We start from the raw sequence: 23,620 nt of genomic DNA, 5'->3' as shown, positions 1-23,620 counted from the left end.
AACTCAATACCTTTGCGACAAAATGTCCCACTTATCTTAACTGTTCTTGCATTTATGTGCTCTTTAAGGGGTTTTGGGTACATCGATCCCATTCCCATCCACGACACTATTGAGGTGCAGATGGGACTTTCTATAATCGCTATCAAGTACTTTAGTGGTCTCTTTTTTTCTAATACTTATCCATATAAGGAATGTCTAATGCAAAGGCGTGATTTTTTGAAAGGTGCAGCAATTCTCTCGGCAGCGGGAACCGTGATGCCAGTGTTGGCGGCGTCGACCCAAGGTTCAATGGTCGATAAAGCCTGCGGCCGTCGCCGTTTTACCTTAACCAATACCTATCAATTAGTCGCGCCAGAAGGCTCATCCGGTGTGGTGAAGTTATGGGTGCCGCTACCCGAAAACACGGCCTTTCAACAGGTTGAAAAACTTAACTTTAGCGGCACTTATCAAGATGCTTATATCAGTGCTAATAACCATTATGGCGCCAAAACCCTGTTTGCGACTTGGCCCGATGCTAAAGGTAAAATGACCTTAACATTAGAATTAGTGATAGAAACCCAAGATTGGGAACCCCTTAAAAGCGGCGAGTTAAGCCACTATCGCGCGCCAGTAAAACCTGAGTATCCTGCTGAAGTCGCTATCTACCTTAAGCCAACCAAGCATATGCCAGTGGACGGTATCGTGAAGCAGACCGCCGATAAGATTGTGGGTAAAGAGACCGAACCACTCAAACAAGCACAACTCATTTATAACTGGGTGAGTGCCAATATGTACCGTGATAACAGTGTGATAGGTTGCGGTAATGGTGATGTGGCCGCGATTCTTGAAAGTGGCAAACTCGGTGGAAAATGCACTGATATCAACTCAGTGTTTGTGGCGCTGATGCGCGCAGTGGGTGTGCCCGCCCGTGAGATGTTTGGTATTCGTTTAGGCCAAGCGATCAAGATGGGGAAATACTCTAAAAAAGCCTTTGGCAGTGCTGATGAAAAAGGGGTTGCTGATGTCACTGGTGGCCAACATTGCCGTGCCATGTTTTATCTTGCTGGTTATGGCTGGTTACCCGCCGATCCTGCGGATGTGACTAAAATGCGCCTCACCGAGAATAAAGAACATAACGACCCTGCAGTGCAAGCGGTGAATGACTACCTATTTGGTAACTGGGAAATGAATTGGGTAGGCTTTAACTATGGCCGTGACTTTGACTTATTCCCCGCCGCAGAGCAGACTCCACTCAACAATTTTGGTTACCCTTACGCTGAAGTGGATGGCGACCCTGTCAATTACTATGAGCCAAAAGTATTTGCCTATGACTACCAGTCAAGCGAACAGCGTTAAACAGCTGTTAGCCACCATGACCGCCGCAGTGATTGCGGCGATCGCCTCCAGCCTTTGTTGTATTGCGCCCTTAATCTATTTAGTGTTTGGCGTCTCTGCCGCGGGGCTGTCGGGGTTATCGAGTTTAGGTTGGTTACAAGTGCCTATGTTGATCCTGTCAACCGGGCTTATCTTGTTTGGGTTTTGGCGTTTGTACTTTGCTAAAAAGCCGCTTTGTACCGGCAAGTTTAGCCGAGGACAAATGTTGCTCATTTACTGGCTTAGCGTGCCGATTGTGTTGGCCTTTCAGCTGTATCCCTTTGTTTTACCTTGGTTGCTTGAGGTGTTTGAATGAAGCCACTATCACGTATCACAGGATTTACCACACGATTAACCACACTATCGACCCTATTAGCCATCACATCATTAGGATTTACGCCCTCCACTTGGGCAGACAATCTGTTGGTCACACTCGATGTTAAAGGCATGACTTGCCCATTATGCGTTACCGTCGTCAATCAAGCCCTGCGCAAAACCGATGGCGTGATTAAGGCCAAAGCCAATTTGAAAACTGAGCAAGCGGTAGTGACAGTCGCTGAGGATTATAACCTCGATAATCTGCTAAAAGCTGTTGATGCCACCGGATATAAAGGCAGCATCAACAAGGTTGAAAAGCAGAGTTGAGAAGCTTTTAGCCGTTCGAGTGAATCGTTAGTACAGGCTAATCTTGGCTTTCAAGAACGGCTTTTAAGCGCGCAAAGGTTTTCATTGAGTCCGTGGCTAACATCGTTTGATACGCTGGATTTTGGGCATGTAACTCATATTGATTCGACGCTGTTTTTCTAACAACGCGGAGCAAATACTGGTTATCACCCGTATCTTGCTTTATCTGGTGGTGTTGTGGTCTTTTTAAAACGATTCAGATTGCCCTTGCTACAGTTAACATTAAGTCCATTTTGCATATTTCCTAATAAGTTAAGTCATTTAAGCGGCTTTATATTAAGGCGCACAGCTTGGGTTGACGAGTTTTATTAGGGATTGCAGATGTTAACTATCGTGCTAGCGGGGAATGGCAAGGGGTTAACAGTTGAGTGTTAACCCCTTTTTTTGAAGCGTTTTACTTCGGTTTTTTAAATCATTTTTTGAAGAAGGCTTCGTTGGTGCCGTATGGGCCTAAATCTAAGTCGCGTTTGCGGATGGCATCTACACGGTCAAAGGCTTCTTCGGCCACGCGTAGGTTTTTAACATCTTTACGCCAGTAGTATTTAAATCCATTAAAGTGGGCGTTGTTTGGATACCAGTAAAACACACCTAAACCTTCTTTATTGAGGATTGGGGTGTTGTGAATATGGGCACCAGGAATATAGAAGTACTGACCTTTTGCTAAGGTTTCAAATTTATTGTTTGCCAGTGTTTTACTGCTGCCGTTGACCACGTAGTAACACTCTGGTTGACCGTGGAAATGTGGCTCATGGTCTGATTTCAAACCATTGGTGATACCGATAACCATTGGGCTGTCTGAGAGTTCTTTCCAGATATAACCCACAGGTGAGTTTTTAGGATCACAGTTTTTGGCTTCGAGCACGTTACCGTGGTCATCCAAGGTTTTACAAAAACGTTGGTCTGCGGCAATGCTGTCATTGGGTTTGATGGTGTTAAAGTCGATTTTGCCTGCTTCCCAATCGGCAATGTAGGCCTCGATTTCTGGGTTACTGCACTGCTCTGGCATGGTGTTTTGCGGCACATAGGGTGTGCTGTCGTACGGCACTGGTGTCATTTGTTGATAGGGCAGTTGTGCATGGTTACATTGTGGGCCTTGAGCCATAACCGCTGTAGACGTTAGTGCGGCTAATCCAAAAAGCATTTTTAATTTCATCATTCCAATCCTATTTTTGCATCGCTTAGTGGCGATATTGTGTTGGTTATGTTGTTACGTGACTAACAATAAAGTGATTGGTTGATGGTAAAGGTGAATTGGATCACGGCATATTTTGAGTGGCAAACTTATTCGTGACTTTACTCGCGAATAATCTTACCGTCCGAGCCGCTTTACAGCTGCAATTGCATGCTGAGCTGGGCATAGTTGGCCATTCCCTGCTGCGCATTGGGATGAGCAGAGCTGTTGTGATCCTCAATTTGATAGCGGCCCACTTCAATACCTAGGGTGAGTGCTTGGGTTAAATTGGTAAACAGATTCACACCAACGTGGCTGCGATCCGTTTGTTCTCTCTCAGTGCTTGTGTGTCCAAAAAAGAGTGTCGAGCGGGTGTAGTCAGTCCAAAAGTGGCGGTAGGCAAACATGGCGGATGTCGAGGTTTCTAATTCTCCTTGGATGATATCGCGCGCAGCGTCGGTGCCGACATAACGACCTAGGTGGCCGTAATGCAATTGCAGGCGCAGATCATCTTGGCCAAAGGTAAGGAGTTTGGCGGCAAGGGAGAGCCCGCCAGCCCATTGCGATGTGCCCGCTGGATCTAAATAACGCACTAAGCCTGAGAGAGACACATTGCCCCACTCGCCGGTTTGGTTGTAGCGAGCAATCATATCTGGGATGTAGTCATGGCTGGTATCAATCCAGTTTGGTTTGGCTGCTGTAACGCTGGTTAGTCCATCCGTTTGGGCTTGGGTGCCGTAGGTGTAGGGATTTTCGAGGGCGAATTGCCATTGTTCGGTGCTATAGCGGATAAGTGCTTGTCTTACCATGGCTTGTCCAACTAATGGCCCACCTAAATCGGCTGTTTCGGCAAAGGTACTGGTATTGACTAAGGTTGACCAGGTTTGTCCAGCGGTGACGCCTTGATAACCGATATAGGCATGCCTAAGCCGTGGACTGTAGGAGTTGGAGATTATCGGATTCCCTTGGCTTGAGCCAACAAAATCGATTTCAGCAAAGGCTTTGGCTTCATCGGTGTTGAGCGACAGGTTAAAGCGGCTTTCTTGGGCGCCAAATTGGGTGCGTTTGCTGTGCTCGACAACCTTGCCTCCGCCTGTCCAACTGTCTTGAAAGGCCACGTTGCCTTCAACAAAGCGGGTGTTGGCCTTAATAAATCCGCCTAACTGCACATCGGCGGCATACAGGGAGGATGAACAGATAAAATAAACGGCAAGTGTAGGTAAAGATTGTTGTTTCATCGTTCACTCTATAAGAAAAAAACATAAAAAAGCCCTAACGAATAGGGCAAAAAAAGGTATAGCAGTCTAAAACGGCAGGGAGGAGGGACGTCCTAAACTGCGCAAATATTAGAAGTAGTAACCAAAGTTGATGTTGATACGTTTATCCCAATCGTTACCGACTTCTGGTAGGCCAACGTGGTCGTTATTGGCGGTCGAGAAGGTCATGTTTTTACCCATGACAAAGTCAATCATGGTGTAAGTTGGGCCAGCTGAAATCGCCATACCGGTGACGTTTTGCATGCTGTTGTCGTAGCTATCGTCATCAACATCAGGCGTCATTAAACCAAAGTCGTTATAAAACTTAATGCTGCCCCAATCCGTGTTAACGGTTTTGGCAATGTTGATGTTATAGGCTTGGCCTTTTGAGGCGATTTCATACTGCCAGCTCACTACCGATACGCCAATTTTGTTGTCGTCGATAGCATCTGCAGCGTTGTATTCATACTGCATGGCTTGCATTTGTAGGTTCCAGCCGTTGTAGCTGCTGTCTAAATGCAGTGCTACAGCATAGCGGTCGCCATTATTGCCAGTTTTGCTGTTGTAGATTTGGCCTACCTGTACTGAGCCACCAAAGGTGGTCGCGCCACCTTCGTATTCGGCGGTGTAGGTTTGGCGCACGTTAAGTTGGTTGGTTTCTTCGTTATTGTATTCCGTGCCGTTGATGGTGCCGGTATACAAGTCGGTCGAATAACGCTTGTTTTCGGTTGGGCCGTATTCGGCGTTTTTATAAAACGCTAAATCTGTGTGCCAGCCGTTTTTCTCATAGGTCGCTTTTAAGCCGATATCATGGTCATCTTCAAAGCCTAAATAGTAAGGCAGACCAAACCACCAACTGTTTGAGATGAACTCGCGGTTACCAAAGGGCACTTTGTTGATACCAAATTGCAGTTGCCAATCTGGGTCAATGTTGTAGTAGCCATAACCATACTTGATATAGTTAGTGCCTGAGGTAAAACGGTATTCCGCCGCTAAACCGAAATCGCCTTTTTTACCATCGAATTTAATCGCGGCCATATCGAAGTTAAAGTCACCGCCTTTATCTTTCGATTTTTCATCATAATCGCGATAGCCATAGTTGACGCGTACGGCACCGCCAACATTGATGCCATCTTCTTGCTCTGCGGCAAAGGCGCTAGTTTGAGATAGTGCGATAGCCGTTGCCACCATGGACAACATAAACCGAGTCGACTTTTTCATCATCATTACCTTTCTTAAGTTTTTGTATTATAAAAATTAAATTACATTTCTTTGAACCAAGTGCGGTGGCATTCAGCGCACACTGGCGCCTTTTTCTCATGCTCGCCGTGACAGGCTAAGCAGCTGGCGCCTTCGTTGTAGTGCAGTGATTTGTGTGGATGGGCTTCAGGGATGGCAAGTTTGGACTCATCCACCGCAATACTGGTGATTTCGCCATGACATTCAACGCAGGCCGCATCGGTGGCATTTTGTTTACCCGAACCTTGGTGACACCCTTTACAACCATCTTGGTAGATAAATTCGTGGTTGGTTCTGCCTTGGGTGCTGCCTTTCATCTTGACGAGGTCTCCGGCATTGGCTGCGCCAGTGAACAGAGTTGCAACAACGAGTGTGAGTAGTAATGTTTTCATCATGATTTAGGCCTGCATGTCAGATTTGATGGTTTCAGCAACGATAATTCCCATCGTTAAGCACTCTAGGCAAGCTGTTGAACTTAAACGGGTTCCACCGTGAGTTCCGCCTGTCGCTTCGCCGACGGCATAGAGCTTTTTGATGGAGGTCAGTGACTGGCTGTGTATGACTCGCGCACCTAAATCGGTTTTTAAGCCGCCCATGCAGTAGTGCACTTTTGGCCAAATACGCGACACAATAAACGGCGGTTTAAGCTCAACTGCCGTATCCATCATGCGGCCAAATAAAGGGTCGATGCGCTGGGGCACTTGCTTGTTGTACTCGGCAACGGTTTGTTTGAGCTGTGCAACTGGAATATTGAATTGCTTAGCTAATTGCTCAAGGCTATCGACTTTCCAAGCGATTTGGTCACGCACTGCGCGGGTCACTTCTTCTGCACCAACATGATCGTCATGGTTAAAAAACACCACGGGATAGGCGGGTGAGCCATCTGGATGACGGTTTTTCATAATGGCATCGGAGCAGGTTTTTCTATCGGCGCGTTCATTCATAAAACGCTTACCGTCTAACACATTGACTGAAATTCCTTTATGGAAACCAATCGAGAGCAGAGCATTTGACCAGCCAAAGCCGCCTTCATCGGGCGAGCCCCAGTGACCTGTTTGAATAAAGCTCATATGAACCGGAAAAGCACCGTGGGCCATAGCCGTTAGCGTGACTTCGCCAGTTGCGCCGAGTGCATTGGTACAATCTAAGGTTTTATCTAATGCAGGGTCGACCAGTTCACGTAGTACTAAGTTACGTGAGAAACCACCGTGGGCAAGGATAACGGCCTTGTTGGCTTTGATGTAGATCGTTTTACCGGTTTTGAGATCCGGAAAGCGATAATTTTGACGCACTTTCAAGCCAACAATCTCTTGGCCATCCATGATGAAGTCTTCAACATAGTGTTGTAGACGGTATTCAACGCCTTCTTTTTTACCTGCTTCGTACAGCTTTGTGGTGATATCGCCACCGACACCGTGCTGAGTGCGAATAGCACGTGCTTTATTGTGGCCACCCACTTGTTGGTTAAAGCCTTCGCGGAATTTGACGCCAGTGTCGATACACAATTGGTAGGCATCGAGGGCGCGATTGGCAATTTGTCGCAGCATGTCGGTATTTTGCATACCGCGGCCAGAAATGATTTGATCCTTCACTAGCTCTTCGGGTGAGTCATCATTGATCCCTTGAGCTAATTGAATTGGGTTTTTAGGGATAGCTAACCAGCCACCGTTGATCGCAGAGTTACCCCCGATCACCTGCATTTTTTCTAATACCAGTATCGAGCCTAGACCTTGACGCTTAGCATTTAGTGCGGATGACAGACCCGCAAAACCCGAACCCACCACAATCACATCACGAGTTTCATCCCATTTAATGTTTGAGGCGCATTCAGTGGCTGATGCTGCACTTGGTAGTGCCGCTGCGATACCGCCGACCGCTGCGCTTGCACCTAGCTTTAAAAAACTTCTTCTATCATGCATTTTTTGTTAACCCTCTATGTCAGTTACCAGCAAGATAGAGGTTATGAACCGCGCCTAAGGAGAAGTGAGTCACGACTTTTTTTCAGTGACAATTTTATTCGTGAGTTATCTCGTGAATATCTTTTCTTTGAAGTAGATTGCTTTAATAACGAACGAGATGAAGATAATTTAATCTATGAAAGTATGCTGTTGATAAAATGTAAGTTTGAGGTAACTCACAAAGGTTGGTATTTAAGAGGTTTGGATGTGACCTTTATCCCGATTAACTCTTTACTGTCTATAAATATTATTTGTTAGCAACACATAATGTACTTTTTACGTATGTTGGAATAAATGAATGAAATGTCCATCTGATTCACTCTCTATTTTACGTTGTAATCAAATATTGGATGCGGCTGAAAGGCTGATTGAATCACAAGGTATTGTATCATTTAAGTTTTCCCAGCTGGCACATGAGGTTGGATGTTCTACAGGTACTTTATATAAGTTTTTTGAACGTAAAGAAGATGTGTTGGTTTGTTTATTTTTAAGAAGTGCAACATCAAATCACTTACCGATATTTATCCATAAGAATCCAGAGTTAACTGCACAAGAGAAAGTGCTTTTACCGATATTATTTACCTTTGAAACCATTAAGCGCAGTAGTAGCTTTTTTACGCTGCGTTCGGTGTCGGTAAATACCATGGTGTGGAAATTGGCGAGTGATGAAAAAGTTGAACGTTTTAAAAAACGTATTAATGCTTTTTGGGGGTGGTTTACAGACTCATTACATTTAGCGGTTGAGAATGGTGAATTAGTCGCCACTCCATTACAAATAAAAGAATTAGTTCAAGGAATTACCTTTTATCTAACGGGTGCTCTGACACAATTTGAAAGTCAATTGATTGCGCCTGAGTTTTTATCTGATCGCCGTGAAACCTGTTATCGACATTTGGCAAACCTGATGGCGCGATACGATTGGAAAACGCCGTTAACCTTTGCGCTGTTTGATTCGTTAGAGGCCAGAACCATCAAGTTTTTTGACCAACATTATCGTGACCATATGACCTGCGCAGCCTGTAGCGCGCTATCAAATACCGACACCAAGGCATTATCTCCCTGTACTCGTCAGTGTGGTTAGGGCGTCCTGCAATTCGGGTTTTATTCCACGCGCAGTGAGCGAGCTTTGTCTCACTGCGACTAAGAATTAGGCTGATTAAATCATAAGCTTAATTTCAAAATTTATGATTGGCTAGCAACCAAGCAAGTTCGGCGGCGTTACTTACCTGCATTTTTTGCATGACTTTTTGCCTGTGCAACTCAATGGTTCGCTGCGCAATATCTAGCTCCGCCGCGATGACTTTATTCATTTTTCCCGCCAGAATACCCTCCATCACCTGCGTTTCACGCTGGCTGAGGGTGGCGAGTCGATTGGCAATGTCTGATTGCAAATTTTGTTGATGCCATTTTTGCTCAGTATGTTGTTGAGCTTGGGTTAAAAGCTGAAATAGCTTCTCACCATCAACCGGTTTTTCAAGAAAGTTGAGTGCGCCCTGTTGGATGCAGTCTACGGCCATGGCAATGGTGCCGTGACCGGTGAGCATGATGACGCTGATTACACTTTGCACTTGATTTAAATGGCTTAGCAGTGCCACGCCGTCCATACCTGGCATTTTGATGTCGAGCAAAAGTACGGCGGGTTGCTTGATATCAACGCTTTTTAAAAACGTATCCGCAGCGTTAAAGCCTTTGCAGTTAAGCCCCATCCCTTCAAGCATCCAGCTTAACGAATCCAGTACATCTTGATCATCATCTACAAGGTAAAGTGGTGTCATTTGAGCTCTCTTAAGCTGATGGCTGGTTGAGTGGCAGGGTGACTTTTACCGTTAACCCCGGCGCGGCGTGCTGTGCTTCAATTTTGCCTTTGTGTTCCTCAATAATGCGTTTGCAGATAACCATGCCTAGGCCAAGCCCTTGGGGTTTTGATGTTTCAAAGGGAAAGAATAAGCGTTCGAGGGCGTTATCACTCAGGCCGCAACCCGAGTCAGTGATATGAATATAGACGCTTTCGCTTGTGGTACCTGTGTCGATAATCAATGACTTATGGGGGCTGTTTTCCATGGCATCTAGGGCATTGCGTAATAAATTCACCAGCACTTGCTGGAGCAAACTGGCATCGGCAAATACGGGTAAGGTTTGTAAGTTGACTTTAGGGCTGAGTTTGAGCCGCTGAAATTCAGGTTGCATCAAGGTCAAGGTTTCTTCTATCACGGCGCGTAAATCACAGGGCTGGTAATCACTGGTTTGTTGGCAAAATGTGCGCAGACGATGGATAGTGGTTTGGGCTCTATCGACCTGGTTGATGACCTTATTGAGCGCGGTAGCAAGCTCGGCTTGGGTGTTATCTAGCCGATATAAACAGCCTTGGGTGAGATAGCGAATACCGGCCAGGGGTTGTTTTAGCTCGTGGGCAATGCCTGAGGCCATTTCGCCCGTCAGCAGTACCCGTTGGGCGCGGTAAAACTGTTGTTGTTGCTCGAGTAAGATTTTTTGGGTGTGCTGATGATGGGCTATTTCGGCAGATAAGGCTTGGGTGCGTTTGACCACTAAACGTTTAACCCTTAAGTGGTGAATATAGCCGAGTAACAAGACAAAGATGAGGCTTCCACCCCAAGGCAAGGCGCTATGCAGTAATCGCTGCCAGTTAGTGACAAATGGCCATTGCTCTAATTGTTTTAACAGCTCAAATACCGGACTATCGTCCACGGGGGCTGACCAATATTGATATCTTCCTTGCTCCGCCGCTTGGCTCTCTGGGGGAATTTGTAACAGGCTGGCGACCACTTGGGTGGCGAGTTTATGGTCGGTATGGCCTAATTTAGTTAGGGCGTAGCCGGGATACAACTGGGTGGATACTTCGCAGGCAAAATCAGGATGCGCTTGCTTAAGCACCACTTTTAATTTATTCGCCGGAATGAGTCCTCGCTCTAGTGCGTTTTCCAACACACAGCTAGGTAATACCGCAACATCAGCCTCACCCGATAACAGCATTTGCAATAGTTTTTGCTGTGGAAAACCAATAAAACGCAGCTGGGGAATATCGCGGTAGGCATTGATGCCTTTGGTTGCCATTGTCGCTGCAAAAATTTGAAATCCGCCAAAGGCTTGCGGGTCGCTTGATACTAACTTTTCATCTTTAAGTTGTGCCCATTGGCTCAGGTTGTTGTCAATTCGCGTGACGATGGCAGAGCCGATGCTCTGTTCGGGTGAATGCACGCGGTTATGGACTAGGGTGAGTAAGTGACTGGTGCCATAGTTTTTTTTAAATGCGACCGTGGTGAGGGCGTTGCCAATTAAAAAGTCGATACGTTGCTTAGCTAATGCTTCATCTAATTGAGTTGGCGTTAATGGCGTGAGTTGTACTGGACGATGCAGCTGCTGACTCAGCCAATCAGCGGTAGGCTGCCAATTGGCCATGACTTCATCGGGCTCATTAAATGCCATGATACCAATCCGCACCGGATCACTTGCAGGGGGAGCAGCGGCAATGGCTGGCAGATTGAAGCCAATAAAAAAGGCCAGGATAAACATTAATCGAGTGAAGAATTGATACATGGTTTAAACCTGACAGTGCGATTTCATTAAGTGACTTAGGCTCCAAGAAGCATGTGTTGCAAGCGGCCAAGTCATCACATCTGGTGTAATGGAGATAATATGGCCAACAATATTGGCCATATTATGCCTATTAGTGATTGCTGATATATTGAGCCGCTTCACACATTAGCCTAAGGGTTGAACTTAGCGCGATATTGTTCAAATTGTGGGGTGGCGATTTTGTTGCCTTGTTCATCCAGAAACCATACCGCTTCAATATCGCCAATACGCTTTATTAAAGCTTGCGCTTCTGGCATCGGTAATAAAAACAAACTGGTTGAAATCACATCAGCAAGAATGGGATTATTCTTCATAATAACCGATACTGAGATACCTTCTTTTTTCGGGTAAAGTGTCGTTGGATCAATAATGTGATGATATTCTTGACCATCTACAGTGTAATAGTTTAAATAATTACCACTGGATACAATGGTAATATCTTCACCTTGAATTATTTCATGGTAAATATCACCGCTATTAATCTCGATATTATCTTTATGTTCTAGTTGATATTTGCGGATTAATGGATTTTCAATTGCTGTAATAAATTGGCGGCCATCTGGGTGGGTGCCAAAATGGCGAATATTTCCACCGGCATTAATCATAAAGGCAGTAATATTATCGGCTTTTAATTGGTCGTACACTTTTTCAACCATCCAACCTTTAGCAATACCACCTAAATCCAGCTTCATTCCTGATTTCATTTGAATGGTATTATTGTTCACATCGAGTTTTATCTGTTTTATATCAATGTGTTTTGCCGCATTGGCTAACTCGATATCACTGGGTAGTTCGCATGTGCCGACCTGTTGGCAACGTTTTCGATAGCTTCGCCAAACTTCTAACACGGGGGCTAAAGCAACGTTAAATCGGCCTTGGGTAATGCCATGCCATTCAATACTGGTTGCTAATAATTCGGTGAGTTTTGCATCGATATGGTGTAATTGTTCAGGATTGTTATTGATAGTCTGGATATTGGTGTAGCCAGGGTAAGTGCTAAAGTTTGATGCTAAATAATGATATTCCTGCACCACATTAAGTGCATGGCATAATGCTGAGTAGGCTTTGTTTTTGTCTGCCTCATAAATATCAATGGTAATGGAAGTGCCAAAATATTTTAACGTATTCATACTGCCTTTTCCGTGCTCATAATTAAATGTTGCATTGGTATTGCAGTCGAATGGTGAAAAAGTCGCATTTGCCATTGTTGGCGTAAAAAAGAGATAAATTAATACAGTAAAAGATAATAAATATTTCATACAACCCCCATCTTGATGATGGGGAATTAGTAGCATGAATTGTCGTTGATGACAGTAATCAATCTGCAAAGTGTTAGCTAACTCAACTATTTTGAATTGAGGTTGGCATATTGCGGTTATCCGCAATTGTCGAATTCTTTCCGAGGTCTATGCTGGCGGCAAGTTCATTAGTTGAAGAGCGTTATATGATGAAAACTGAATTACATTTCAAAAAAAGTTTACTGGTTAGTGCGGTTGCATTCGCAACATTAGCCTTAGCAGGTTGTGCTAATACCGCACCGCAGGGGAAATATATTGATGGCGTCCATCATGTCAGTGGTAAGGGTAAAAAGAGCGACATCACCCTTGAAGTTAAGGTTGAGCAGGGGAATATCACTCAGGTAAAAACTCTGTCACATAAAGAAACCGAGTCACTGTACCTCAATGCTGAGCGTTTGCTACCCGAGATTGTGAGCCGTAATGGTCATGAGGGGATTGATGCCATCTCAGGCGCAACCTACTCATCCAATGGTATTTTAAAAGCAATCAATGATTTACCTCGTGTAGATGGCAGTAAGCCTGAATATCAAAGCGTGGGTGCACGCAGCCAAACAGGGGATGATGACTTTAAACTGAAATGGTCTATCCAACCGCGTTTAGGCTTAGTGAAAGGTGATTACTACTTTGAAGAAGCCCGTTTCCGTCAAGGGCATATGGGTAGCATGTTGGTGGTAGTGGATTCAAACAACCTTCAGGATGTGATCCTGGCCGAGTTTAATGAGAGTGGTCGTCCGAATTACTATACCCGCCTTTACCAAAATGTGCCTAAGCGTATGTCTGAATACAATTTTTCTATGGGCAAAAAGAAAGGTACCGCATGGGTACAATCCGCATTAACCATGGAAAAGTTAATGATGGAAAAAGACCAACTTACCTTTGAGTTAAATCCTCACTACGATCCTAAGTTAGGCAACCAGCTCAGCGAGCCTAACCGATTAAAATATCAAGGTATTGATATTGTTGCTGGCGCCTCAAACAGCATTCAGCAATCGATGATCCCCTTGACCGCTAAGATCCATAGTCGGATTCAAGCAGGAGCGAGTGATGCGCTTTTTTATCAGCAAGCCGAAAAATTGCTCGATGAAAAAGGTCGCTGGACAGGCGTTACCGCGATGTTGCGGTTAGTGGTTGATAAAAATAGCCACAAAATTACCCATGCCCATTACGATGAAATCTTTGCTGACGAGAAGAAAGATATCCAAGACGCCTCATTGAAAGCATTTTATCGCCAATCCAAATATGACTCGATTAATTATGTTGAACCCGCGCGTATCGGATTTAACGTGATGATTGATGCCTTATCTTCGCATCTGAAAGAGGGTGGTTCGCTGTTCAATATTAATGATTTACCTGCGGCAGGTGATACCGGTAGTTACGCTCAAACCGGCTTTACTAAGCGTTCAGATGCCTGGGACAACTATCTGCGACTCGCTGATGTGTTGTACAAGCAAATGCGTGCCGATGGCGTGATTAATGAACATGCCTTACCTGCTCAGTAATATTGGATACCTAACATGATGAATAAATCATTTGCTATTTCGATGCTTACCTTGGCGCTATGTGCTACACAGGCCGTGGCCGATGAACATAAGTTTTATGGTCGTATCGATTATTCGGTAACCAATTCCGATAGTGGCAGTGCGACGCATAAAAATAAAAGCGGCACCGTATTAGAAAATAACTTTACGCGCATCGGTATTAAAGGCGCTAGCCAATTAACCGACAGCACCTCACTGTTTTACCAAATTGAGGTTGGCGTAAATGGTGAGAGCCAAGATAGTGGCGATAAACCATTCTCAGCACGCCCAACATTTATTGGTGTGAAGCACAGCACTTATGGTGCCTTAGCGGTTGGACGGATTGATCCGGTATTTAAAATGGCTAAGGGGATGTCTGATGCAATGGACAATTACTCCTTAAAACATGACCGTTTATTTGCCGGTGATAAGCGTTGGGGGGACTCCTTTGAATACAAATCCGCCCATTGGAATAAGTTGCAATTAGGTGTGAGCTATTTATTGGAGGACAATCATTACACTAATAATGATAACCGCCGTGATAATGGCAATTACCAGTTAGCGGTTACCTATGGTGATAAGTTCTTTAAAACGGGTGATGTGTACGCTGCTGTTGCCTACAGTGATGGTGTGGAAGATATTGAAGCTTACCGTGGCGTTGTCCAATATAAGTGGGATAAATGGCAGTTTGCGACAATGCTGCAACATTCAAAATTGGTGAATACTGATAAAACCGATTGGCAACAGCGTGAAGGTGACGGTGTTATTGTTAGTGCCAAATATCAATTAGGCCAATTATCATTAAAGGCTCAATATGGATTTGATAACTCCGGTACCGGATTAATCGCGAATCGTGTTTATGCCAGTAAAAACACCCTAATTGATGAGGTGCCAGAAATCTCTCAGTGGGCGATTGGTGCTGAATATAAATTAAGTAAGTCAACACGGCTACACACCGAAATCGGTCAGTTTGATGTGAAGCAATATGATGATTTTGACGATACCATTGTTAGCCTTGGTATGCGTTACGACTTCTAAAATTTATCAATAGTTTGTCACCTTGCTAAGTTATGTACTGCATTTAGCAAGGTGATAATTGTTTAGCTTAGTTGTTATTTTTGCAACATGGTGTTTACTTTGTTGCGCTGGCAGTATTTTTTGCTTTAAACCACTATTTAGTGATATTTTGAGTTCGGTGTTTTTCTAATTATTTAATATTCCCTCCTTCTTCAGCCCTCGAAAGATATAGCATTAAGCGACACGCCAAATAGCCGTTAAGCCTGCATAGAAAAATACTATGCTAATGACTACTATATAAGTAAAAAATAACCTAATAATTTTCTTTATGTTGCATGAACGGGCATAATGCGGCGTTTAATTATTTAGTTACAAGGAATAACCATGAAGTATTTGGTTAGCGTAGTGAGCTGTTTTCTATTATCGGCCTGTTCCTTTGGGGATGCTGATGTGGAGTTTAATCCTAAAAAAGGTGAAGAGCGTGCATATCAAGTGTATAGCTCCACCAAGATTACAGTCGATACGGATAGTCGTACCGAAACAGTGAATACCACATCCCATCAATTATTGCGTTATAAGGTTCTCGATACGGGCACAAATAGTCGGTTTGAAGTGCATGTCGATTATATGAAAATGCGTGATGGTCAAGGGAGTGGCGTGAGCAGCGGTGAACGGGCTGATCGGAACCCTGAAATGCACGCTATTTTTTCACAGGGTTTTGAATTTACATTAAATTTAGACGATGGCAGCGTTACAGCATTTAGCGCACTCAACAAGCCTGTATGGCAAGCGCAGTTGGCTGAGCGGGGGCTTGAACTGGAGCAGGAGCTTAAAAAGCTATTTAGTTCATCGGTCTTTCTTAACAGCATACCCGCTAAAGAGGGCGCTATCGTTGCGCTTCCAGCCTATCAAGGCCATGCTAATGCCAAGCTTACCGTGTTAAAAGTCACAGAGACACATGTACTGGCTCAAGTGCAAAGTGACGGTGCCCAAGCCAACATTTACGGCCAACTGATGCTAGAGCGTGAGCGAGGTTGGCTAGTGCAGATGGCTTTAGTCGCTGAAGCGCCATTTGAGCGTTATGGCTTTAAAGGCGTGATGCGCAGCAATGTGATAATGGTGCCCAGTGAGCGAAAGCTGGGTGACCTGTCGCAACGAGTGGGTTTTGATTACGATTTCCCGCCAACAGAGTACCCAAAACAACCTGAATTAGTGCTAGAAGATGCGAATAAAACCTTAGCGGAAGAGGCGGTATTTGCGCTTGATGCAGGTTACTTTGACCTAAGTGATGACCAACTAAGCCTTGCCTATCAGCATGATGTTTCAGGTTTAAAAGCCTCTGGTGATTTTCACTTAACCGATATCACCGCCCACAGTGCCGATGGCAGCGTGCTGCCAATACAACTATTTAAGGTCGGTGGTTACAGTTACCCTGAAAAGGATGGTTTTTATCGTTCCCTTGAGCAACATTTGCTTATCGGCTGGAACGAGCCCTCGACACTGTTTGATCAGGTAGCTGAGTTTCGTGCTAAAGCCCATTATCAAGGGGCGAAACTGGTCAAACTGACCTTGACGCCAGATCCAAGCAAAACGGTGACCTTGCAGTATCAAGATTTACAACTAGAGCTGACCCCCGTTGCCGATAAACCCTTCACTTATCTGCTGACATCGCAGGATGCGACCAATAAATCTTGGTTGACTGGCCGATTTGACGGGGCTGAAGGCGCTATGCTGAAGTACCAAACCCCTACTACGACAGGGCCGGATTGGTTAACCCCTGCTGAGCTGAATATGTTGGCGTTAGTCTCATCGGAGCAATATCAATCCACCACCCTGTTTAGCTTTCCTGCTGAGCCGCCGACGCTCACCATTTATGTTAATACTGCCGCGGATAGTCGCGAATTGACTAAAAATGTTCGTTTTATTCCGATGAACGATTACATGCAAAATACCAACTATCCCCCAGTGTATGAGACAACGCTTTACCGTGACGATATGTATGCGCATTACGATGAGCAACCGCAACCCTCTATTCCCGATGATACCGCATTACTCGAACCACAAATGCTGGCCAAATACGGCGTTGGTTTACAGTTAACCTCCGAGCAAGCCGCGGTGTGTCGTTTGAGCGTGGTGGATGCGCCACAAGTCGATGGTCACACGTTGCAATGGACATCTATAAAATCTGAAAACAGCTTAGTGGAGCAGCTCGATAAGTCTGTACAGTATCAACTGACGAGTGCCGATGGCATCCGTCGCAACTTTTATGGTATCCGTGTGGCCAGCACTTTAGCCTGCACTGGTACTCCTCAATGGCAAGCGCTTGCCTATCAACCTAAACAAGGTTGGCTGATTGATATCACCCAACTGCCCAATTTAGATACGACTCAAACGTTGGCCGACTTTATGCGCCGTTATCGTTTTTTAAATGCGCAGAATGTAGCGTTAGCTCCAGCTATTCAAGGTGATGGCGGTGATTTTTATCAGCGCCCGTTGCTGCAAGTATTACGTGAGGAGCGCTGGTTTGTGCTGGCAGGGCGAGCTGCCGCGATAGAATATCTGACCATCAGCGGCGATCCAGTGAATAAGCAGTGGATTACCACCTTCCCAGCATTACCTTAAGGAGCCGAATATGAGAGTTTTATTACTATTATCAGTGCTCTTGATGTCATTTAATTCGTCTGCGGAGCGGATCTTACTCGACGAACAATGGCGCCTTAGCGATGTGCCGGGTGACGCCATCTATTATCAGCAGCAAGCGGCAACAGCGCAAAATGGCGAGTGGCCAGTGCAGCTATTTTATCTGGAGACGGATAAACCGGTTTTTAAGGGCCGCGTTAACAGTCCCAATTTAGCGGAGAGTTATATCGTTGGTGATTTCGAGTTCTTCTACCCCGACGGTCAACTGTCTCGCAAGGGCAGTAGCGATGCACAAGGGCGTTATCAGGGAACACATTTGCATTACTGGGAAGATGGAAAACTCTCGGGGGAGTACCACTACCTGAATGGCCAGTTACATGGAGAGCAGAAAAGTTACCATACCAATGGTCAATTACGCGACCATCAACATTATGTGAATGGTGTGGAATCTGGATTAGCGCAAAGTTATTTTGACAATGGCCAGCTGCAAACACGGGTAACCTATGGCGCTAACGGTATGGAAGGGCTTTATGAAAGCTTCCATAACAATGGACAGCCGGAGCAAACCGTGAATATGGTGGCGGGAAAAAGAGAAGGTGAGCGACTGTATTGGACAAAGGAAGGTTGGTTATTCACCAAAGAGTTTTATCTTAACGGCAAAATACATGGCGAAGTGTTGGTGTACCAAGCGGCAGATGTGTTACAGGAAATTAAACATTATCAGCATGATAAGCAAGTAGGGATACAGCAGCGTTTTGATCCACAAGGGCGGTTAGCAGCGCAACAATTGTATGATAAGGATGGCCGCGAAATTCAAAATATTAGCTATGATGATGAAGGTAAAGTAACAAGCCAAACTGACACCCAGTATCTTGCCAAAGGCCAGCTAACTACTGAAAAACGTTTCGATGCAACTGGAGCATTAACCTATCAATATCAGCGTGATACTGTAAAGGACTGGAGTCTGCGTCAGCGTTTTACTGCAACCGGTGAGTTGATTGAACGGGAAGAACAACTCAAGGGACTGTATGACGGTTTGTATATTGGGGATGGCTGGAATGGTTATGTCCGACGGATTAACTACAGCAAAGGTAAAATGCACGGCGCATATCGCGAAGATAATGCCTTAGACGGTGGATTTGTCACCGGGCAATATCATTTCGGTGTAAAGGTCGGTAAGTGGGTGACAAAAAACGCTGATATGACCCGTAATGAGCAGTTTAATCAACAAGGCCAGCTTAACGGTGAACAAACCGAAATCGCCGCCGATGGCACGCTAATGCTGCAAGCGTTTTATCAAAACGAAAAATTACATGGTGCGTATTTACAGCGTGGCTTTGATAAACAATTGCAGGCTCAAGGCCAGTATGTAAACGGTCAACGTGAAGGTAAATGGCTGGTTGATGACAGTAGCTATAACCAGGTTAAGCTCTGGCACGGGCAGTACCGTGCGGGCCACGAAGTTGATTGCTGGCAAGCGTTTTCGGCAAATGGCCATTTATTAGGGCTGATGCAATATGATGATAAAGGCCGCTTGCAAGGTAAAAGCTACAGCTTTAACGAAGATGGCAGCTTGGAGCGAAGCGAGGAGTACGTTGATAATCAATTACACGGTCAATTAGTGTATTACTTCAATGGTGAAGCCTCATCCGTGTATCACTATCAAAAAGGGGTTGATGTCGGTCAATAGCAGAACGGTAATCGCCCAAAACCCATCTTGGGCGATTTGAGGTGAACTGAACGTATTGGCTCAAGGATGAGCTAATGCACATCAGCGCTAACGGTGTGCTTTAAGCCAGCGTCCTGGTGGCATCCCAAATTCTCGTTCGAATGCGCGTGCAAAGGTTGCACTGCCACTGTATCCACCACTCAGTGCAACCTGAGCAATAGGTTCCCCAGCCAATAATTGTTGGCATGCCATCATCATTCGCCACTGAGTCAGATACTCAAGTGGCGATAATCCCGTCAACAGTTGAAAATGAGCCGCAAAACGTGAGCGAGACATGCCCGCTTCTTTCGCGAGTGTTGCTACTGTCCATTTTTCCTCATAACGCTTATGCATCACGCCAATCGCACGCGCTAGTCGTGGATCAGATAATCCAGCCAATATGCCTTGTTGAGTGTGGCCATTATCAACGATGTAACGCAACAATAAGATAAATACTGTCTCCAACAAGCGAGTGATAATGGGGGCTTGGCCATATTGATTCGCAAATGCCTCTGAAAAAAGTAGGGTGACTAGCGGTTTTAATTCTGGCTGTTCACTCAGCGGTAGCACTAATACATTGGGGAGTGCCATTTGTATTGGGGATTGTTTTCCTTGTCCAAATGAAACGCTCGCACAGACGAGATCACATCCTTTAGCATCAACGGGTTCCATGCTGTGTTTAAGCCCCCGAGGAAAAAGGATTAGGCAAGGTTCTGTTAACAATCGTGGTTCATCAAATTCTTGATAAAGCGTCATCGCACCCGCGTTAAGCAAGTGTAGATGGCCCCCTTCAGGATAATCTTGGCTAAGCGAGGTTTGGCATAAGTTACCAGCGAAAAACATCGAGGCACGTGGCGCTGTATGAGCCAATAGAATTGAGAGAGGATCCATTTTGAGACGATAGGCGTTTAATTAAGGACTATTTGCGATAAATCGTATCATTGTGGGCTGTAAGCTATCAACCGTAACTTACACAATTAAATTGGAGCACGACTATGAGCCGTATTAAACCTGTTTCTCAACCTTCTTCAACTGTTGCACCAAGCTTTGCCGCAATGCAGCGTAACCTTGGTATGGTACCTAACCTATATGCCACGTTAGCTCACTCGCCAGTGTTATTTAATGGATTTTTGGCTTTTGCTGACGCACTAGGTAAGGGGCGGTTAACGACGACTCAGCGTGAATTACTCGCGCTGGCAATTGGCCAAAGTAATGAGTGCCAATATTGCCTATCTGCACATACATTGTTAGCGAGTAAGGCCGGCCTATCAGTTGACGCGATAAAGTCTGCGCGCCAAGGAAATGCAGAGTCTCCTCTCGATAATGCTTTGTTGCAACTGGCGACCGCGTTAGTTCATCAACGTGGAGTGCTCACCGATGAACAACTTGCTAATGTTCGTCACGCTGGCGTTGATGATGAATTAATGCTCGAAGTACTCGGCCAAGTTGTAGTCAACACCCTGACCAACTATGGAAATCATTTGGCCGCAACAGAAATTGATTTCCCAATAGTTCCTTTGCGTCCTTAGCCAAGGATCATTTATGAAACAATATGATAAAGGTTTTTTGCTTGCTCTTGGCGGTGTGGTACTGACACTCCTCTGGATTGGCATATTTAAGTTTACGCCAACCGAAGCGGCAGCAATTCGTCCTCTCGTTGCAAGTCATCCTTTGATGAACTGGCTCTATAGCATTTTATCTGAACAGGGAGTATCTAACTTAATTGGTGTGGTTGAGATAGTCACAGCAATAGGGCTGGTGATAGGGATTTGGCGCCCACGTGTTGGTTACTGGGCGAGTTTGAGTGCACTCATCACTTTTGTCATGACGCTGAGCTTCCTGTTGACCTTACCCTCGGTATGGAAGTTGGTTGATGGTGTACCGGTTACCGAGTTCTTTATTCTCAAGGATTTGGTATTTCTGGGTGTGGTTTGGTCTTACCTTAATCAAAATAAGGCGCAACTCATTCGGGCATCTTGAGCTATTAGCATGACAACGTAAATATATGTGCAGTGCATATCGTCCATTTAAATAAAGTCATTGATATAAGCACAGCCAACTATTTTTATCGCAAATATAAAAAATGCCGAGTGATAATTCACTCGGCATTTTGATATTTTTGATAGGAAAAGTTTACTTAGTAAAAAACACGAGTGTCCAAGGTATTATGTATGCTTGGATCACTGTGAGTAAACCAATAAAAGTACAGAAAAATAGACTGTGCTTTAGAGTAAAGCGGAAAAGATCAGATTCTTTGCCCGCTAACCCTGTAGCAGCACAGGCAACCGCAATAGATTGTGGCGAAATCATTTTTCCTGTTACCCCACCAGTCGTATTTGCGGCGACTAATAACTCCGGTGTTACACCAATTTGGTTTGCAGTGTTGGCTTGCAGCGCACCAAAAAGAGCATTTGATGAGGTGTCTGAACCGGTTAAAAATACCCCTAGCCAACCTAAGAATGGTGAAAAGAACGGGAAAGCCACTCCAGTGCCTGCCAGTACTAACGCTAAGGTTGAAGATAGACCTGAGTAGTTTGCTACAAAAGCGAATGCTAATACTAAGCCTATGGATAATATAGGGAATTTTAATTCAATTAATGTTTCTTTAAATGATTTAAGTGCATTACTTACTGACATTTTAAGAATAAAAATTGAAATTATTGCGGCTAATAGAATGGCGGTTCCTACTGCGCTTAATATATTGAGTTTATATATTGCGGCATAGGGGGTTTCTTTAGTCACAATCGGGGCTGTTTTTATCACTAAATTATGCAAGTAAGGCACTTCGATACTGATAGTGGCAAAACTTAGTGCGAGTTGTACATCTTTTAAACTCCACAGGGTTACAATCGCGGTAAGAATAATAAATGGAGACCAAGCTTTAAATATCTGACTATTAGAAAACGTAGATTTTGGCGTAATAGCTCTTTGCTTCATTCCTGAAAAAGTGAAAATTTCTTTTGGTTGCCATACTTTTAAAAATAATGTCAAACAAACTAGGCTGACTAAAGCAGACGTAATATCGGGTAATTCAGGACCGATAAAGTTTGAGGTAAAAAATTGTGTAACTGCAAATGAAACGCCTGCCACTAATGTAGCGGGCCATGTTTGACGAATTCCCCTAATACCGTCCATCATCGCAATAAGCCAGAATGGCACTATTATCGATAATATTGGCAGTTGACGGCCAGCGAGTTGTCCAATATGGAATGGATCAAGTGATGAAACCTGACCTGCGACAATGATAGGAATTCCCATCGCGCCAAAGGCTACAGGCGCTGTATTCGCGATTAAGCAAAGTCCTGCTGCGTACAACGGATTGAATCCAAGCCCGACTAATAATGCCGCAGTAATAGCCACGGGAGCACCAAAACCCGCCGCTCCCTCAAGGAAGGCTCCAAATGAGAAACCAACCAATAGCATTTGTAAGCGTTGATCTTCTGTCACTGAAATGACAGAGGAACGTATAATCTCGAATTGGCCTGTTTTAACGGTGATTTTATATAAAAATACCGCGGTAATAATGATCCAAGCTATAGGCCAGAGACCATAACTAAAACCATATATCGCAGATGCAACTGCCATCGTGACAGGCATTTTATAAGTGATTATTGCAACCGCTAGGGCAATCAATAAAGTTAAAGCTCCGGCAATATAACCTTTGAGTTTTAACACCGTCAAAGCTAAAAAGAAAAATACAATAGGCAGTAAGGCGACTATTGCAGTTAGCCACAAGCTACCAAGTGGCGTATATGTTTGGGTCCAAGTCATAGGGAGGTAGGTCCATGTAGTTATAGTATGTTAATAAACGGTATTGCATACGCAACGTCACAGATACTAATGTTTGGTGATGTAGATGTAATGTTTCTTGTTGCGATAAGTGACGTTGGTCACGCTATATGTGGAGGCATAGGGTTTTAGTCAGATGGCTGACGAGTGAGTGCATAAATTTAGTGCGTTAATGCTATTTAGCTAAATTAGTTTTTATTTATTATATTGAAAGAGTTTTATCTTTATTAGAGTAACTGAATCTTAGCTGGTGATAACCTTATATTAATTAATTCACATATCTGGTTATTATTAATTTTAAATTAATTTATTTTGGTGATTAATTAATTTCAACTTCTTCTCTATATTAGAAATCTAGGATTGTTGAAATGTGATCAAAATATAATTAGTCTTAGT

At 44.5% G+C, this 23,620-nt stretch carries 20 protein-coding genes; 10 read left to right on the top strand and 10 right to left on the bottom strand.

Features of this window, described 5'->3' with window-relative positions; genetic code table 11:
* Positions 1–198: 198 nt before the first annotated feature.
* From IEY09_RS02030 to IEY09_RS02020, 3 genes are read left to right on the top strand one after another with little or no spacing between them, the layout of a single operon-like run.
* Positions 199–1,335 (top strand): transglutaminase domain-containing protein, encoded by a 1,137-nt coding sequence (locus tag IEY09_RS02030; protein WP_169546981.1) that lies wholly within the window; start codon positions 199–201, stop codon positions 1,333–1,335.
* Positions 1,336–1,351: 16 nt separating this feature from the next.
* The gene (locus IEY09_RS02025; protein ID WP_047540796.1) at positions 1,352–1,669 is read left to right on the top strand and encodes a mercuric transporter MerT family protein; all 318 of its coding nucleotides are present in this window, start codon (positions 1,352–1,354) and stop codon (positions 1,667–1,669) included.
* Complete coding sequence (locus IEY09_RS02020; RefSeq protein WP_055647329.1) at positions 1,666–1,998, top strand: heavy-metal-associated domain-containing protein; 333 nt, start codon at positions 1,666–1,668, stop codon at positions 1,996–1,998. Before IEY09_RS02025 ends, IEY09_RS02020 begins: the two co-directional genes overlap by 4 nt.
* A 451-nt stretch (positions 1,999–2,449) precedes the next feature.
* On the opposite strand, the gene IEY09_RS02015 is transcribed toward IEY09_RS02020, so the two are convergent.
* The 5 genes from IEY09_RS02015 to IEY09_RS01995 form a co-directional block, all read right to left on the bottom strand.
* On the bottom strand, positions 2,450–3,193 hold the full coding sequence (locus IEY09_RS02015; RefSeq protein ID WP_188869647.1) for a cupin domain-containing protein: 744 nt from the start codon (positions 3,191–3,193) through the stop codon (positions 2,450–2,452).
* A 170-nt stretch (positions 3,194–3,363) separates the two neighbouring features.
* Positions 3,364–4,446: a hypothetical protein gene (locus IEY09_RS02010; RefSeq protein ID WP_188869645.1), complete on the bottom strand. Its 1,083-nt coding sequence runs from the start codon at positions 4,444–4,446 to the stop codon at positions 3,364–3,366.
* A gap of 108 nt (positions 4,447–4,554) precedes the next feature.
* Entirely contained in the window at positions 4,555–5,688 is a 1,134-nt protein-coding gene (locus tag IEY09_RS02005) for a porin family protein (protein ID WP_188869809.1), read from the bottom strand.
* Between the two features lie 38 nt (positions 5,689–5,726).
* The gene (locus IEY09_RS02000; RefSeq protein ID WP_099457720.1) at positions 5,727–6,098 is read right to left on the bottom strand and encodes a cytochrome c3 family protein; all 372 of its coding nucleotides are present in this window, start codon (positions 6,096–6,098) and stop codon (positions 5,727–5,729) included.
* Positions 6,099–6,101: 3 nt separating this feature from the next.
* On the bottom strand, positions 6,102–7,622 hold the full coding sequence (locus IEY09_RS01995) for a flavocytochrome c (RefSeq protein ID WP_188869643.1): 1,521 nt from the start codon (positions 7,620–7,622) through the stop codon (positions 6,102–6,104).
* A 337-nt stretch (positions 7,623–7,959) separates the two neighbouring features.
* Here IEY09_RS01995 and IEY09_RS01990 point away from each other — a divergent pair, with 337 nt between their 5' ends.
* Complete coding sequence (locus tag IEY09_RS01990; RefSeq protein ID WP_047539632.1) at positions 7,960–8,742, top strand: TetR/AcrR family transcriptional regulator; 783 nt, start codon at positions 7,960–7,962, stop codon at positions 8,740–8,742.
* Positions 8,743–8,836: 94 nt separating this feature from the next.
* On the opposite strand, the gene IEY09_RS01985 is transcribed toward IEY09_RS01990, so the two are convergent.
* From IEY09_RS01985 to IEY09_RS01975, 3 genes are all read right to left on the bottom strand, one after another.
* A complete protein-coding gene (locus tag IEY09_RS01985; RefSeq protein ID WP_037425499.1) occupies positions 8,837–9,436 on the bottom strand; it encodes a response regulator transcription factor in 600 nt (199 codons plus the stop codon).
* A gap of 10 nt (positions 9,437–9,446) precedes the next feature.
* A complete protein-coding gene (locus IEY09_RS01980) occupies positions 9,447–11,216 on the bottom strand; it encodes a sensor histidine kinase (RefSeq protein WP_188869641.1) in 1,770 nt (589 codons plus the stop codon).
* A gap of 170 nt (positions 11,217–11,386) precedes the next feature.
* Positions 11,387–12,514, bottom strand: a complete 1,128-nt coding sequence (locus tag IEY09_RS01975; RefSeq protein WP_188869639.1) for an FAD:protein FMN transferase — start codon at positions 12,512–12,514, stop codon at positions 11,387–11,389.
* Between the two features lie 185 nt (positions 12,515–12,699).
* On the opposite strand from IEY09_RS01975, the gene IEY09_RS01970 reads away from it, so the two are divergent.
* The 4 genes from IEY09_RS01970 to IEY09_RS01955 all read left to right on the top strand — a co-directional run bounded on the left by IEY09_RS01970 (position 12,700) and on the right by IEY09_RS01955 (position 19,417).
* Complete coding sequence (locus IEY09_RS01970; protein ID WP_188869807.1) at positions 12,700–14,052, top strand: FMN-binding protein; 1,353 nt, start codon at positions 12,700–12,702, stop codon at positions 14,050–14,052.
* A 15-nt stretch (positions 14,053–14,067) separates the two neighbouring features.
* A complete protein-coding gene (locus IEY09_RS01965) occupies positions 14,068–15,108 on the top strand; it encodes a porin (RefSeq protein WP_308423846.1) in 1,041 nt (346 codons plus the stop codon).
* 363 nt (positions 15,109–15,471) lie between these two features.
* The gene (locus IEY09_RS01960; RefSeq protein ID WP_188869637.1) at positions 15,472–17,709 is read left to right on the top strand and encodes a hypothetical protein; all 2,238 of its coding nucleotides are present in this window, start codon (positions 15,472–15,474) and stop codon (positions 17,707–17,709) included.
* 10 nt (positions 17,710–17,719) lie between these two features.
* Entirely contained in the window at positions 17,720–19,417 is a 1,698-nt protein-coding gene (locus tag IEY09_RS01955) for a toxin-antitoxin system YwqK family antitoxin (protein ID WP_188869635.1), read from the top strand.
* 87 nt (positions 19,418–19,504) lie between these two features.
* Here the strand turns inward: IEY09_RS01955 and IEY09_RS01950 are convergent, their stop codons facing one another.
* A complete protein-coding gene (locus tag IEY09_RS01950) occupies positions 19,505–20,326 on the bottom strand; it encodes an AraC family transcriptional regulator (RefSeq protein ID WP_047538072.1) in 822 nt (273 codons plus the stop codon).
* A 104-nt stretch (positions 20,327–20,430) separates the two neighbouring features.
* On the opposite strand from IEY09_RS01950, the gene IEY09_RS01945 reads away from it, so the two are divergent.
* Entirely contained in the window at positions 20,431–20,964 is a 534-nt protein-coding gene (locus IEY09_RS01945; RefSeq protein WP_037415794.1) for a carboxymuconolactone decarboxylase family protein, read from the top strand.
* Positions 20,965–20,977: 13 nt separating this feature from the next.
* Positions 20,978–21,415, top strand: a complete 438-nt coding sequence (locus IEY09_RS01940) for a DUF417 family protein (RefSeq protein WP_037425515.1) — start codon at positions 20,978–20,980, stop codon at positions 21,413–21,415.
* Between the two features lie 153 nt (positions 21,416–21,568).
* Here IEY09_RS01940 and IEY09_RS01935 read toward each other — a convergent pair whose 3' ends face one another.
* Entirely contained in the window at positions 21,569–23,206 is a 1,638-nt protein-coding gene (locus tag IEY09_RS01935) for a lactate permease LctP family transporter (RefSeq protein WP_037415799.1), read from the bottom strand.
* Between the last annotated feature and the right edge of the window lie 414 nt (positions 23,207–23,620).

Origin of the sequence: Shewanella xiamenensis (genome assembly GCF_014647135.1) — a bacterium.
Lineage (GTDB): Bacteria > Pseudomonadota > Gammaproteobacteria > Enterobacterales > Shewanellaceae > Shewanella > Shewanella xiamenensis.
This window is presented reverse-complemented; position numbering and strand designations above follow the sequence as displayed.

What these genes read in the sequence shown, in the direction of transcription:
- IEY09_RS01990 (WP_047539632.1), top strand. Translation starts at nt 7,960, where the DNA reads ATGAAATGTCCATCTGATTCACTCTCTATTTTACGTTGTAATCAAATA.
- IEY09_RS01955 (WP_188869635.1), top strand. Translation starts at nt 17,720, where the DNA reads ATGAGAGTTTTATTACTATTATCAGTGCTCTTGATGTCATTTAATTCG.
- IEY09_RS01935 (WP_037415799.1), bottom strand. Translation starts at nt 23,206, where the DNA reads ATGACTTGGACCCAAACATATACGCCACTTGGTAGCTTGTGGCTAACT.
- IEY09_RS01980 (WP_188869641.1), bottom strand. Translation starts at nt 11,216, where the DNA reads ATGTATCAATTCTTCACTCGATTAATGTTTATCCTGGCCTTTTTTATT.
- IEY09_RS01940 (WP_037425515.1), top strand. Translation starts at nt 20,978, where the DNA reads ATGAAACAATATGATAAAGGTTTTTTGCTTGCTCTTGGCGGTGTGGTA.
- IEY09_RS01945 (WP_037415794.1), top strand. Translation starts at nt 20,431, where the DNA reads ATGAGCCGTATTAAACCTGTTTCTCAACCTTCTTCAACTGTTGCACCA.
- IEY09_RS02015 (WP_188869647.1), bottom strand. Translation starts at nt 3,193, where the DNA reads ATGATGAAATTAAAAATGCTTTTTGGATTAGCCGCACTAACGTCTACA.
- IEY09_RS02025 (WP_047540796.1), top strand. Translation starts at nt 1,352, where the DNA reads ATGACCGCCGCAGTGATTGCGGCGATCGCCTCCAGCCTTTGTTGTATT.
- IEY09_RS02005 (WP_188869809.1), bottom strand. Translation starts at nt 5,688, where the DNA reads ATGATGAAAAAGTCGACTCGGTTTATGTTGTCCATGGTGGCAACGGCT.
- IEY09_RS01970 (WP_188869807.1), top strand. Translation starts at nt 12,700, where the DNA reads ATGATGAAAACTGAATTACATTTCAAAAAAAGTTTACTGGTTAGTGCG.
- IEY09_RS01985 (WP_037425499.1), bottom strand. Translation starts at nt 9,436, where the DNA reads ATGACACCACTTTACCTTGTAGATGATGATCAAGATGTACTGGATTCG.
- IEY09_RS02020 (WP_055647329.1), top strand. Translation starts at nt 1,666, where the DNA reads ATGAAGCCACTATCACGTATCACAGGATTTACCACACGATTAACCACA.
- IEY09_RS01965 (WP_308423846.1), top strand. Translation starts at nt 14,068, where the DNA reads ATGATGAATAAATCATTTGCTATTTCGATGCTTACCTTGGCGCTATGT.
- IEY09_RS02000 (WP_099457720.1), bottom strand. Translation starts at nt 6,098, where the DNA reads ATGATGAAAACATTACTACTCACACTCGTTGTTGCAACTCTGTTCACT.
- IEY09_RS01995 (WP_188869643.1), bottom strand. Translation starts at nt 7,622, where the DNA reads ATGCATGATAGAAGAAGTTTTTTAAAGCTAGGTGCAAGCGCAGCGGTC.
- IEY09_RS01950 (WP_047538072.1), bottom strand. Translation starts at nt 20,326, where the DNA reads ATGGATCCTCTCTCAATTCTATTGGCTCATACAGCGCCACGTGCCTCG.
- IEY09_RS01975 (WP_188869639.1), bottom strand. Translation starts at nt 12,514, where the DNA reads ATGAAATATTTATTATCTTTTACTGTATTAATTTATCTCTTTTTTACG.
- IEY09_RS02010 (WP_188869645.1), bottom strand. Translation starts at nt 4,446, where the DNA reads ATGAAACAACAATCTTTACCTACACTTGCCGTTTATTTTATCTGTTCA.
- IEY09_RS01960 (WP_188869637.1), top strand. Translation starts at nt 15,472, where the DNA reads ATGAAGTATTTGGTTAGCGTAGTGAGCTGTTTTCTATTATCGGCCTGT.
- IEY09_RS02030 (WP_169546981.1), top strand. Translation starts at nt 199, where the DNA reads ATGCAAAGGCGTGATTTTTTGAAAGGTGCAGCAATTCTCTCGGCAGCG.